This is a genomic window from Mesorhizobium sp. M0016, from assembly GCF_040324035.1.
In the GTDB taxonomy this organism is placed as follows: Bacteria; Pseudomonadota; Alphaproteobacteria; order Rhizobiales; family Rhizobiaceae; genus Mesorhizobium.
Window position 1 is genome coordinate 455,970 of record NZ_JAMYVM010000001.1, and the last position, 12,972, is coordinate 468,941.

The window sequence follows — 12,972 nt, forward strand, 5'->3', positions numbered from 1 at the left end:
AAATATGTCCGTTCGCAGTGCCGCAAAACTCTTTACCAGCGTGCTGACGGCGGCCAGCCTCTCGCTCGCCTTGCTGATGCCGGCCGGACCGGCCTTCGCCGATGCCGGTTTTCGGCAATGGGTCGCCGGCTTCCGCGCCACGGCCGTGGCGGGCGGCGTTTCCGGCGGGGTCTACGACCGAGCGTTCCGGGGCATCAATGAGCCCGACCCGGTGGTGCTGGAAAAGGCACGCACCCAGCCCGAATTCACCGCACCTGCCTGGGACTATTTCGACAACCGCGTCCACGACCAGTCCGTTGCCGTCGGCCAGCAGATGGCCAAGAAATGGAAGCCGTGGCTGGAACGGATCGAGGCGAGGTTCGGCGTCGACCGCTACATCCTGCTCGCCATCTGGTCGATGGAATCGAATTATGGCGAGATCCTCAAGCGCGACGACATCATGCGCAATGTCATCCGCTCGCTGGCAACCCTCGCCTATGGCGACCCGAAGCGTTCGAAATTCGCCCGCACCCAATTGGTCGCCGCGCTGAAAATCCTGCAGACCGGCGACATCGACGAAAGCCACCTGATGGGCTCCTGGGCCGGCGCCATGGGCCAGACCCAGTTCATCCCGACCAGCTACCAGCATTATGCCGTCGACATGGACGGCAACGGCAAGCGCGACATCTGGAATTCGGTCCCCGATGCGTTGGCGACATCAGCCAATCTGCTGAAGAAGAATGGCTGGCAGGGCGGCAAGACCTGGGGCTACGAGGTCACCATTCCGGCGGGCAAACTGCCGGCCGGCTCGAAGACATTGGCGCAGTGGCAGGCGCTCGGCGTCGCCAGGGCCAATGGCAAGCCGTTCAAGAACGCAACCGACAAGGCGACCCTGAAAGTGCCGGACGGCCGCGGCGGACCGGCCTTCCTGATGATCAAGAACTTCTCCGTCATCAAGGCCTACAACAACGCCGACAAATATGCCCTGGCCGTCGGCCTTCTTGCCGACGAAATCGCCGGCTCTAATGGTCTGGTGCAGGACTGGAAGCGGCCTTTCACCAAACTGTCCTTCGAGGAAAGGCAGGAGTTGCAGAAGCGGCTTTCGCAGCACGGACTTTACGACGGCAAGTTCGACGGCAAGATCGGTGACGGTACGAAAACCGCCATCATGACCTATCAGGCAACGGTCGGCTTGACCCAGGACGGGTATCCGAGCATGGAAGTGCTCAAATGGCTCAGAAAGAAATAGAGCCGGCGACGGCAGCGCGCATCTGTGACGCGCAAGGGATGCCGTAGCATCGGTCTGTGCATGATCCCCTGCGAGGGCCATGCACCAAGGGATGGAGAGGGTGCTTGGTTTCGGCAACGCGTATCCGTGTGATCGTTTTCCGCTTGCCGATCCTCGTTCTGGCCATCGTTGTCCTGGCGACGGGACTCGCCGGCACTTTCCACACACCGGCTTTGGCGCAGGAACAACCGCAGAACCGCGGCTGGTCGCTGCGCGACCTTCTGTTCCCGCGCCGCAGCGAACGCATCGAGCCGCCGCTCGACGTCCGCAAGGCAAAGCCGAAGGTCAAGAAGAAGCCCCGTGCACCCGTTGAACCTTCCGCTCCGATTGTCGAGAAGACACCGGATGCCCGCGTCGTTCTGGTGATCGGCGATTTCATGGCCAACGGCCTGGCCGAAGGCCTCGAAACAGCCTTTGCCGACAATGCCAACGTCAGGATCGTCGAGCGCGCCAACGGTTCTTCGGGTTTCGTGCGCGATGATGTCTACAACTGGCCCGAACAGGTCAAATCGCTGGTCGAGACCGAGAAGCCCGCCGCCGTGGTCGTCATGCTGGGCTCCAACGACCGCCAGCAGATGCGCGTCAACGATGTGCGCGAGCAGCCGCGCTCCGAGAACTGGACCAAGGAATACGAACGCCGGACCGAAGCCTTGGGAAAGGCACTGGCGGCGACCAAGGTGCCTTATCTGTGGGTCGGCATGCCAGCCTTCAAGACGCCGAAGATGACCTCCGACATGCTGGCATTCAACGACATCTACCACTCGGCTGCCGAGAAGAACGGCGGCGAATTCGTCGATGTCTGGGATGGGTTCGTCGACGAGAACGGCGCCTTTGTCTCGACCGGCCCCGACATTAACGGCCAGGCCGTGCGGCTGCGCTCCGACGACGGCATCAACGTCTCGAAAGCCGGCAAGCGAAAGCTCGCCTTCTACACCGAAAAGCCGCTGGCCAAGATCCTCGGCCTGGCAGCGCCGGGAAGCGTGGTGACGGCTGCCGCACCGGCCGGCGCCCCGGTCGAGGCGCCGTCGCTGCCCGCCGCCCCGATCGTGGTCGACCGCACCGTTCCAATGCTGCTCAACGATCCGGCGCTCGACGGCGGGACCGAGCTTCTCGGTGCGGCGGCGGCGCCGAAAGCCAATCCGGATCTGCCCGGCGAAAAACTAATCCTCGAAGGCAAGGCGCCCGAGGCCTCGCCCGGTCGCGCCGACGACTTCTCCTGGCCGCCCAAGGCCGCTGCCGCGACGGATACGACGACGGCGATCAACCGTTAACGGGGGAGTACCGTCGACCCCATCAGCGCTTCATCGATCGAGCGCGCGGCCTGGCGGCCTTCGCGGATCGCCCACACAACCAGCGACTGGCCGCGGCGCACATCACCTGCGGCGTAGAGCTTGTCGACGCTGGTCTTGTAGTCGCGATCGTTGGCTTCGACATTGCGGGAACGGCGGCTGTCGGTGGTGATTTTCATCTCACCGTCCAGCTCTTTCGCGACGCCGGCGGCAGCCGGTCCGGCAAAGCCGATGGCGATGAAGGCGAGGTCTGCACGGATGACGAATTCGGTGCCGGGGATAGGCTTGCGCTTCTCGTCGACTTCGCAGCATTTGACGCCGGTCAGCTGGCCGTCCTCGCCGATGAATTCGAGCGTCGCCACCTGGAATTCGCGCTCCGCACCTTCGGCCTGTGAGGACGAGGTGCGCATCTTGGTCGCCCAGTAAGGCCAGACCGAAAGCTTGTCTTCCTTCTCCGGCGGCTGCGGGCGGATGTCGAGCTGGGTGACACGCACCGCGCCCTGGCGGAAGGCGGTGCCGACGCAGTCGGACGCGGTATCGCCGCCGCCGACGACGACGACATGCTGGCCGCCGGCGATGATCGGATGCGACGGCCAGGCCACCGACTGGATCGGCTCGCCGCCGACGCGACGGTTCTGCTGCACCAGATAGGGCATGGCGTCATAGACGCCGCCGAGATCGTCGCCCGGAATATTGGCCGGACGCGGCGATTCCGAACCGCCGCAATAGAGCACCGCATCATATCCGGCGAGCAACTCTGCCACCGGCTTGTCGACGCCGACATTGACGCCGCAATGGAAGGTCACGCCCTCGCCCTGCATCTGCTCGATGCGGCGGTCGATATAGTGCTTCTCGATCTTGAAGTCGGGAATGCCGTAGCGCATCAGCCCGCCGGGACGGCTCTCACGCTCATAAACGCTGACCTCGTGGCCGGCGCGGCCAAGCTGCTGCGCCGCCGCCATCCCTGCCGGGCCGGAGCCGATGACAGCGACCCGCTTGCCCGTCTTCTTCTCTGGCGGATAAGGCCGGATATGGCCGGTTTCATAAGCCTTGTCGGCGATTGCCTGTTCGACAGTCTTGATGGCAACCGGAATGTCCTCGAGGTTCAGCGTGCAGGCTTCCTCGCAGGGCGCGGGGCAGATGCGGCCGGTGAACTCGGGGAAATTGTTGGTCGAATGCAGGTTGCGGATCGCATTGTCCCAGTCGCCATTGTAGACGAGGTCGTTCCAGTCCGGGATCTGGTTGTGGATCGGGCAACCGGTCGGCCCGTGGCAGAACGGGATGCCGCAATCCATGCAGCGCGCCGCCTGTTTCTCGACCTCCTTGTCCGACATCGGCAGCGTGAATTCACGAAAATGCCGGATGCGGTCGGAGGCCGGCTGGTACTTGTGCACCTGCCGGTCGATTTCGAGAAAGCCTGTTACCTTGCCCATAGTCCAGTTCCTGCTGTCCAGATGGTGCGGTTTTCGCACCCGTTAACCCCTTGAGGCAGCCGTGGCAACCTTGCATCCGAGGTCAAACTGTCGCTGAAAGTTCCGCCGGGAAGCCTGCGCCTCCCGGCAAGTCGAAAAACCTATTCCGCCGCCACGCCCATGCGCATGCGTTCCATCTCGATCAGCGCGCGGCGGTATTCGACCGGCATGATCTTGCGGAATTTCGGCCGGAAGGTCGTCCAGTCGTCGAGTATCTCGCGGCCGCGTACCGAACCGGTGAAATGGACGTGGTTCGAGATAAGCTGGTAAAGCCGTTCCTCGTCATGGGTGGTCATGTCGCCCGAGACGTCGACGCGACCCTTGTGGTCGAGGTCACCGCCATGATGCAGCAGCCTTTCCATCAGATCGTCTTCTTCCGGAACCGGCTCCAGCTCGACCATCGCCATGTTGCAGCGCGCGGCGAAATCGCCGGCCTCATCCAGAACATAGGCCACGCCGCCCGACATGCCGGCAGCGAAGTTGCGACCGGTCTGGCCGATGACGACGACGATGCCGCCGGTCATGTATTCGCAGCCATGATCGCCGACGCCTTCAACGACGGCGGCGACGCCCGAATTGCGCACCGCGAAGCGCTCGCCGGCGACACCTGCGAAATAGGCCTCGCCCTCGGTCGCGCCATAGAGGACGGTGTTGCCGACGATGATCGATTCCGCCGCGACGATCCTGGACTCCTCCGGCGGCCGGATGACGATGCGTCCGCCCGACAGGCCCTTGCCGACATAGTCGTTGGCCGCACCGACGAGATCGAACGAGATGCCGCGCGCCAGGAAGGCGCCGAACGACTGGCCGGCGGTGCCGGTCAGCTTCACCTGGATCGTGTCCTCGCGCAGGCCCTTGTGCCTGAAGCGCTTGGCGACTTCGCCCGACAGCATGGCGCCCGTGGAGCGATCGACATTGCGGATGTCGACCTCGATCTTGACCGGCTGCTTGCTTTCGAGCGCGGGCTTCGCCAGTTCGATCAGCTTGCGATCGAGTACATCGTCGATCGGGTGTTTCTGCCGTTCGGTCCAGTGCACCGCCTCATGCGGCGCGTCCGGCTTGAAGAACATCTTGCCGAAATCGAGCCCACGCGCCTTCCAATGCTGGATCATCTCGCGCTTTTCCAGCAGGTCGCTGTCGCCGATGATCTGGTCGATATGGGTGTAGCCCATCTCGGCCAGCAGTCCCCTCACCTCTTCCGCAACATAGAAGAAGAAGTTGATGACATGCTCGGGCGTGCCCTTGAAACGCTTGCGCAGAACCGGATCCTGCGTCGCGACGCCGACCGGGCAGGTGTTCAAGTGGCACTTGCGCATCATGATGCAGCCGGCCGCGATCAGCGGCGCGGTCGAGAAGCCGAACTCGTCGGCACCGAGCAGCGCACCGATGATGACGTCGCGCCCCGTGCGCAAGCCGCCATCGACCTGCAGCGCAACGCGCGAGCGCAGCCCGTTCAGCACCAGCGTCTGGTGCGTCTCGGCTAGGCCCATTTCCCACGGGCTGCCGGCATGCTTGAGCGAGGTCAGCGGCGACGCGCCGGTGCCGCCATCATAGCCCGATATGGTGATGTGGTCGGCGCGTGCCTTGGCGACGCCGGCCGCAACCGTACCGACACCGACTTCCGACACCAGCTTCACCGAGACATCGGCCGCCGGGTTGACGTTCTTCAGATCGTAGATCAGCTGCGCCAGATCCTCGATCGAATAGATGTCGTGATGCGGCGGCGGCGAGATCAGGCCGACGCCAGGCGTCGAGTGCCGGACCTTGGCGATGGTGGCGTCGACCTTGTGGCCGGGCAGCTGGCCGCCCTCACCGGGCTTGGCGCCCTGCGCGACCTTGATCTGCATGACATCGGAATTGACGAGATACTCGGCGGTGACGCCAAACCGCCCCGAGGCGACCTGCTTGATCGCCGAACGTTCGGGGTTCTTGCCGCCGCCGGGCAGCGGCAGATAGCGGTCTGCCTCTTCGCCGCCCTCGCCGGTGTTCGACTTGCCGCCGATCTGGTTCATGGCGCGCGCCAGCGTCGTGTGTGCCTCGCGCGAGATCGAGCCGAACGACATCGCCCCGGTCGAGAAGCGCTTGACGATGTCGGCCGCCGACATCACGTCCTCTATCGCCACCTTCTTGCGGCCGGTCTCTTCCGAAAGCTTGATCCTGAACAGGCCGCGTATGGTCTGGGCACGGGCCGTCTCACTGTCAATCTGCGCGGAATACTCCTTGAACGTCTCCCACGAGCCCTGGCGCACGGCGTGCTGCAAGGTGGCGACGGCGTCGGGCGACCACATATGGGCTTCGCCGCGCATGCGGTACATGTACTCGCCGCCGACCTCGAGGCTGTTGCGCAGCACCGGATCGTTGCCGAAACCGTCGGTGTGGCGGCTGAGCGTCTCAGCCGCCACCTCGTCCAGGCCGACACCTTCGATCAGCGTCGCTGTGCCGGTGAAGTACTTCTCGACGAAATCTGACTTCAGCCCGATGGCGTCGAATATCTGCGCGCCGCAATAGGACTGGTAGGTGGAGATGCCCATCTTCGACATCACCTTGAGGATGCCCTTGCCGATCGACTTGATGTAGCGCGAGACCACCTCGTAGGCGTCGACCTCAGCCGGCAGTTCGCCACGCTTGTGCATGTCGAGCAGCGTATCGAAGGCAAGGTAGGGGTTGATCGCCTCGGCGCCGTAGCCGGCGAGACAGCAGAAATGATGCACTTCGCGCGGCTCGCCGGATTCGACAACCAGGCCGACCGCGGTGCGCAGACCCTTGCGGATCAGATGGTGGTGCACCGCAGCCGTCGCCAGCAGTGCCGGAATGGCGATACGGTCGGGACCGACCTGGCGGTCGGACAGGATGATGATGTTGTAGCCGCCGGCGACAGCGGCTTCCGCCCGCTCGCACAGACGTTCGACCGCGCCCTGCATGCCGGACGCGCCCTCGCTCGACCCGTAGGTGATATCGATGGTCTTGGTGTCGAAACGGTCTTCCGTGTGGCCGATCGAGCGGATCTTTTCCAGATCGCCATTGGTCAGGATCGGCTGGCGCACTTCGAGCCGCTTGCGGCGCGAATTGCCAACCAGGTCGAAGATGTTCGGCCGCGGCCCGATGAAGGACACCAGGCTCATCACCAGTTCCTCGCGGATCGGGTCGATCGGCGGGTTGGTGACCTGGGCGAAATTCTGCTTGAAGTAGGTGTAGAGCAGCTTCGACTTGTCCGACATCGCCGAGATCGGCGTGTCCGTGCCCATCGAACCCACCGCTTCCTGGCCGGTGGTCGCCATCGGCGACATCAGCAGCTTGGTGTCTTCCTGGCTGTAGCCGAACGCCTGCTGGCGATCGAGCAGGCTGACATCCTTGCGCAGCGCGCGCGGCTCGACCGGCTTCAGATCCTCGAGGATCAGCTGCGTGTTGTTGAGCCAGGTCTTGTAGGGATGCCTGGTGGCGATCTCCGACTTGATCTCCTCGTCGGAAATGATGCGGCCTTTGGCGAGGTCGATCAGAAGCATGCGGCCGGGCTGCAGCCGCCACTTCTTGACGATCCTCTCCTCCGGCACCGGCAGCACGCCGGCCTCTGACGCCATGATGACGCGGTCGTCGTCGGTGACGATGTAGCGCGCCGGGCGCAGACCGTTGCGGTCGAGCGTGGCGCCGATCTGGCGACCGTCGGTGAAGGCGACCGCGGCCGGCCCGTCCCACGGCTCCATAAGGGCTGCGTGGTATTCGTAGAAAGCCTTGCGGTCGGCATCCATCAGCTTGTTGCCGGCCCAGGCTTCCGGGATCAGCATCATCATGGCGTGGCTGAGGCTGTAGCCGCCCTGGAATAGGAATTCGAGCGCATTGTCGAAGCACGCCGTGTCGGACTGGCCGTCATAGGAGATCGGCCACAGCTTGGAGATGTTGTTGCCGAACAGTTCGGAATCGACCGAGGCCTGGCGCGCCGCCATCCAGTTGTTGTTGCCGCGCACCGTGTTGATCTCGCCATTATGCGCGACCATGCGGTAGGGGTGCGCCAGCTTCCAGGACGGGAAGGTGTTGGTCGAGAAGCGCTGGTGGACAAGGATCAGCGCGGTCTCGAAACGCGGATCCGACAAATCCTTGTAATAGGCGCCGACCTGGTAGGCCAGGAACATGCCCTTGTAGACAATGGTACGCGCCGATAGCGACACACAGTAGGCGCCGATATCCTTGTTGTTGTTCTCGGCGTAGATACGGCCGGAAATCACCTTGCGCAGCAGGTACAGCCTGGCCTCGTATTCCTCGTCATCTGGAATGTCCGATGTGCGGCCGATGAAGACCTGGCGATGGAACGGTTCGGAGGCCGCAATATCGGGCGCCTTCGACAGCGATGAATTGTCGACTGGCACGTCGCGAAAGCCTAAAAGCGGCAGCCCTTCTGACAGCGCCGATTCGGCGATGATCTCTTCGATATGGGCGCGCAGTGCCGCATCCTGCGGCATGAACCAGTGGCCGACGCCGTATTGGCCTGCCGCCGGCAGTTCGACGCCCTGGGCCGCCATCTCTTCGCGGAAGAAATGATCGGGAATCTGCACCAGCACGCCGGCGCCGTCGCCCATCAGCGGATCGGCGCCGACAGCGCCGCGATGCGTCAGGTTTTCGAGCACGAAGAGCCCGTCCTTGACGATCTGGTGCGACTTCACGTTCTTCATGTTGACGATGAAGCCGACGCCGCACGCGTCATGCTCGTTGCGCGGATCGTAGAGACCCTGCGCGGCCATACCGTTGCCGGTCAGGCCGTTGGTGGTTCGGCCTTCTTTGGTCAGAACGGTATTTTTAACGGCTGCCGCTTTCGTCTGCGCGGCCTGGCCGATAATCGCAGATGGCGTCAGTTCCGTCATCGTCCTGTCCTCCGTTCCGGCCCCTTGCACGTCTAGCATTTGGGGCGCTGGTCTACCTTGGGAAGCGACTGGCTTCCGCTCTCATTCTTGCGGCACGTCTTTTCGAAATCCTTGGCGGACCGTGCGGTGCACCGCCGGTTCGTATCCGGTATCGTACAGGCCACAGCCGAGCCGTCTACCCGTCGCTCGCGGCAACGGCCGGAGTGGCCCAAATGATACGCCAATCCAGCCTGACTTGTGCGACAAAATAAGACAGCACTACTGTCCTAAATTTTTATGGCAGAAATCCTGGGCGCACACAAGACCGATTCACCAAATTCTTGGACGTTTGGCGACAGAAAATTACGTCGGGCGCTGTTGAAACGAAATTTCGGTCCCGGCACTCCTTCGTGATCGCCTTTGGCTTTAGCGCTTTTTCAGCCCTTGGCCCTTGCGCGTCAAACCCCGAAACGGCCATGGTCGCGCTCTTGTCGCAACCAGACTTTCTCAACCAGGCAGGGACTTTCCTGATGTTCTTTGCATCCGACAACTGGGCGGGCGTCCATTCCAACATTGCCGCCGGGCTGTCAGCCAATGCTGGCGGCTTTTCGACCGCCTATGGCGATGGCGATCTCGACCGCGCCGTCTACCAGCGTTTCAGCGAGATCTTCGAACGCGAGGTCGCGGTGTTCTTCGTCGCTACCGGCACGGCGGCCAACTCGCTGTCCCTGGCCGCTTACAACAAGCCCGGCGGCATTTCCTTTGCGCACCGCGAATCGCACATCATCGAGGACGAATGCGGCGCGCCGGAATATTTCAGCGGCGGCTCGCGTCTCCATGCTGTCGACGGCGCCCTGGGCAAGATCGATCCGCACAATCTTGAACGCGCCGTCGCCCGTTTCGCACCCGAAATCGTCCATTGGGGACGCCCGACGGCCGTCTCGATCACCCAATCGACCGAAGTCGGCACAGTGTACGGGCTCGACGACATTTCCACCATTTCGGAGATCGCCAAACGCTTTTCCCTGCCGCTGCATATGGACGGCGCCCGTTTTGCCAACGCATTGGTCGCGCTTGAGACGACGCCGGCCGAAATGACCTGGAAGCGCGGCGTCGATATCGTCTCGTTCGGCGGCACCAAGAACGGCTGCTGGTGCGCCGAAGCGGTGGTGCTGTTCGATCTAGACCGCGCCAAGGAGCTGTCCTTCCTGCGCAAGCGCGCCGCACAGCTGTTCTCCAAGTCGCGCTTCATCGCAGCGCAGTTCGACGCCTACTTCACGGACGGCCTGTGGCTGGACATGGCCCGTCATGCCAATGCCATGGCCGCGCGCCTGGCGGCTGCGATCGAGGATTCGGCAACGGCTAAGCTCGCCTGGTTGCCGCAGGCCAACGAGGTGTTCGCGGTGATGAAAAAGGCGGAAGCCGAAAGGCTGCAATCCGTCGGCGCCGCCTTTTACGACTGGCACAGGCCGCGCGGCTTCGACGGCCATGTCGGCGACGACGAGTTGCTCTATCGCTTCGTCACGAGCTTTGCCACGACTTCAGATGAGGTCGATCGCTTCGGCCAGATGATCGCCTGACCCGCGAGACCGCGCCAATGACAAAGCCACCTGTCGGCTCAACCATGCGGCTGGTTCGCCCGGCGCCAAACGTGCTTGGCTTCTACGATGGCCGCGTTGACGGCGTTCGCGCCTGGTCGGACGAGCCGAACTGGCTGGACGACGGCGCCTATGCCCTCGGCATCTGCACCTATGCGATCGTCGATGGTTCGCAGGCGCTTGTCTACGACACGCATATTTCGCTGCCTCACGCGCGCTTCGTCAGGCAGACGCTCGAAGACATGGGCGCAACATCGATCCGGGTCGTGCTCAGCCACTGGCATGACGATCATATTGCCGGCAATGAGGTGTTTCAGGATTGCGAGATTATCGCCAACACGCTCACCGCCTCGGCGCTCGCGAACAACCGGGCTGAGATCGAAAGCGGTGTTCCACCGATCAAGCCTCTCGTGCTGCCGAACAGGACCTTCGCAGGCAGTCTTGACCTCGCCGTTGGATCGATCGCCGTCGAACTGCGTCAGGTCGAAATCCACAGCCATGACGGCACGGTGCTGTTCATGCCCGAAACCGGCCTGCTCCTGGCGGGCGACACGCTCGAGGATCCGATCACCTATGTCAGCGAGGCGGATCGGCTGGCGCAACATCTGGTCGATCTCGAACGCATGGCCGGCTGGTCGATAGACCGCATCTTGCCCAATCACGGCTCGCTCGAAGCGATTGAGCGAGGCGGCTACGACAAAGGCCTCATCGCCGCGACGCAAGCCTATGTCCAAAAACTGCTTCGCTGCCGGCGTGAGCCTGATCTTGCGAAGCAGGATCTGAAAACCTTCGGCGCCGACATGTTCGCCACCGGCGAGGTCGAGTACTTCGCGCTGTACGAGCCCGTCCACCGGCAAAACGTCGAGGCCGTTCTCGCAACCGGCACCGGTGGCTAAGCAAGGAAAGGCCGCGCCAAAAGCTCAAGGCCAAGCAAGATCAGGAAAATCAGAAACCAGCGCCGGAAGGTCGCCGGGCTGATCCGCTGCCGGAGCAACTGTCCGAGCCACATGCCGAGCAAGGCCGGCGCAACCGCCAGCGACGACATGGCGACATGCCCGACCTGGAACGCGCCGTGCGAGGCAAGGCCGGCAGCGAGCGCGATCGTCGACACGGTGAAGGACAGGCCGAGCGCCTGGATCAGATCGTCACGGCTCAAGCCCAGCGCCTGAATGTAAGGTACAGCGGGCACGACGAACACGCCGGTGCCGCCGGTGACGAGGCCGGTAAGGAAACCGACGATGGGCGACGACCAGCGCTCGGCTGACGCGGGAACCGTCAACTGCCGCGCCAGCAGCGTATAGACGGCATAGACGATCAGCGCCGCCCCGAGGCCGGCCGTCGTCCATTTGACATTGTCGCTGGCCAGCAGCCATGAGCCGGCCAGCGTGCCGGCGACGATGCCGACCATCATCAGCCACAGCCGCCTGAGGATCCATCCGAAGCTCGGGCCGGCAAACAGCTGCCAGATATTGGTGACGAAGGACGGCACGATCAGCAGCGAAGCCGCGGCGACCGGCGGCATGATTGTGCCCAGCAGCCCCATCGCCAACGTCGGCAGTCCCATACCGGTAACGCCCTTGACGATGCCGGCCAGCAGGAAGGTCACCGCAATGGTTGCCGTTAGGGCCAGGGAAAAATCAGCCGAGAGATCAGACATCGCCCTTCATGGGAAGACGGCGCCCGCCGCAAAAGAGCCAGAACTCTTCGGTTGGGGTGACAGAGGCTGCGGCGAAAAAAAGCGGCGCCTCGCGGCGCCGCTTTCGTCTCGGGAGGAGACGCTTTTAACCTTGGGCGTTGTGACGCCGCCGTCTTGATCACGCGGCGTTCTTGGCCTCGATCTGCTTGGCGTTGGCCGAAGAGGCGGTAATCGCGATCTTGCGCGGCTTCAGCTCCTCGGGGATGTTGCGCTTAAGGTCGACGAAAAGCAGGCCGTTCTTCAGCGTGGCGCCGACGACCTCGACATGGTCGGCAAGCTGGAAGCGGCGCTCGAACGAACGCGAGGCAATGCCGCGGTAGAGCAGCTCGGAGCCTTCGCCATTGCCCTCTTCATTGCGCTCACCCTTGACGGTCAGCACGTTGCGGTGGGCTTCGATCGAAATCTCTTCGTCCGAGAAGCCGGCAACCGCCATCGAGATGCGATAGGCGTCCTCGCCGGTGCGCTCGATGTTGTAGGGCGGATAGGTCTGCGCGCCATCGGGCTGGGCCAGCGAGTCGAGCATGGTGAACAGGCGGTCGAAGCCGACGGTCGAGCGATAGAGCGGGGAAAAATCAACGTGACGCATGAGGTGTTCTCCTGTTGAGCAACATGTTTGCGTGTGGCCGGTGCGAAACCCTGGAAAGGCGTTTCGGGTGGACCAGCAGCCCCGACATCGGCGGCTGCATCCGACATTTGGGGAGCGCAAAAGCGCATTTCAAGGATTTTTGAAGAGCGCCAATCGAGGCGTCGATGAACGGCAGATGAACCGCTGCTTCGGCGCCCGTTCAGCCGGCCGGCGCTAGAGTGCCCCCAGGATA

Annotated in this window: 8 protein-coding genes; 4 read left to right on the forward strand and 4 right to left on the reverse strand. The window is 63.2% G+C overall.

All coding sequences use genetic code 11. The features are described from left to right. Nucleotides 1-4 precede the first annotated feature (4 nt). The gene (locus tag NKJ88_RS02205; protein WP_023686412.1) at nt 5-1,228 is read left to right on the forward strand and encodes a lytic murein transglycosylase; all 1,224 of its coding nucleotides are present in this window, start codon (nt 5-7) and stop codon (nt 1,226-1,228) included. 104 nt (nt 1,229-1,332) lie between these two features. Further along, on the forward strand, nt 1,333-2,538 hold the full coding sequence (locus NKJ88_RS02210; protein ID WP_023755025.1) for an SGNH/GDSL hydrolase family protein: 1,206 nt from the start codon (nt 1,333-1,335) through the stop codon (nt 2,536-2,538). Here NKJ88_RS02210 and NKJ88_RS02215 read toward each other — a convergent pair. Next, nucleotides 2,535-3,989 (reverse strand): glutamate synthase subunit beta, encoded by a 1,455-nt coding sequence (locus NKJ88_RS02215; RefSeq protein ID WP_023686414.1) that lies wholly within the window; start codon nt 3,987-3,989, stop codon nt 2,535-2,537. The two genes, NKJ88_RS02210 and NKJ88_RS02215, sit on opposite strands and share 4 nt — an antisense overlap. A 140-nt stretch (nt 3,990-4,129) precedes the next feature. Further along, complete coding sequence (gene gltB, locus NKJ88_RS02220; protein ID WP_352443488.1) at nt 4,130-8,881, reverse strand: glutamate synthase large subunit; 4,752 nt, start codon at nt 8,879-8,881, stop codon at nt 4,130-4,132. Nucleotides 8,882-9,390: 509 nt separating this feature from the next. On the opposite strand from gltB, the gene NKJ88_RS02225 reads away from it, so the two are divergent. After that, the gene (locus tag NKJ88_RS02225) at nt 9,391-10,440 is read left to right on the forward strand and encodes a threonine aldolase family protein (RefSeq protein ID WP_023695704.1); all 1,050 of its coding nucleotides are present in this window, start codon (nt 9,391-9,393) and stop codon (nt 10,438-10,440) included. Nucleotides 10,441-10,457: 17 nt separating this feature from the next. Beyond that, nucleotides 10,458-11,354: an MBL fold metallo-hydrolase gene (locus NKJ88_RS02230; RefSeq protein ID WP_352443489.1), complete on the forward strand. Its 897-nt coding sequence runs from the start codon at nt 10,458-10,460 to the stop codon at nt 11,352-11,354. Here the strand turns inward: NKJ88_RS02230 and NKJ88_RS02235 are convergent. Next, nucleotides 11,351-12,115, reverse strand: a complete 765-nt coding sequence (locus NKJ88_RS02235) for a sulfite exporter TauE/SafE family protein (protein ID WP_352443490.1) — start codon at nt 12,113-12,115, stop codon at nt 11,351-11,353. The genes NKJ88_RS02230 and NKJ88_RS02235 overlap by 4 nt on opposite strands. Before the next feature lie 157 nt (nt 12,116-12,272). Further along, nucleotides 12,273-12,740: an Hsp20 family protein gene (locus NKJ88_RS02240; RefSeq protein WP_352443491.1), complete on the reverse strand. Its 468-nt coding sequence runs from the start codon at nt 12,738-12,740 to the stop codon at nt 12,273-12,275. Nucleotides 12,741-12,972: the final 232 nt, after the last annotated feature.

Bases quoted from the DNA above. Each gene is read 5' to 3' on its own strand.
- NKJ88_RS02205 (WP_023686412.1), top strand. From the start codon at position 5: ATGTCCGTTCGCAGTGCCGCAAAACTCTTTACCAGCGTGCTGACGGCG.
- NKJ88_RS02235 (WP_352443490.1), bottom strand. From the start codon at position 12,115: ATGTCTGATCTCTCGGCTGATTTTTCCCTGGCCCTAACGGCAACCATT.
- NKJ88_RS02225 (WP_023695704.1), top strand. From the start codon at position 9,391: ATGTTCTTTGCATCCGACAACTGGGCGGGCGTCCATTCCAACATTGCC.
- NKJ88_RS02240 (WP_352443491.1), bottom strand. From the start codon at position 12,740: ATGCGTCACGTTGATTTTTCCCCGCTCTATCGCTCGACCGTCGGCTTC.
- NKJ88_RS02230 (WP_352443489.1), top strand. From the start codon at position 10,458: ATGACAAAGCCACCTGTCGGCTCAACCATGCGGCTGGTTCGCCCGGCG.
- NKJ88_RS02215 (WP_023686414.1), bottom strand. From the start codon at position 3,989: ATGGGCAAGGTAACAGGCTTTCTCGAAATCGACCGGCAGGTGCACAAG.
- gltB (WP_352443488.1), bottom strand. From the start codon at position 8,881: ATGACGGAACTGACGCCATCTGCGATTATCGGCCAGGCCGCGCAGACG.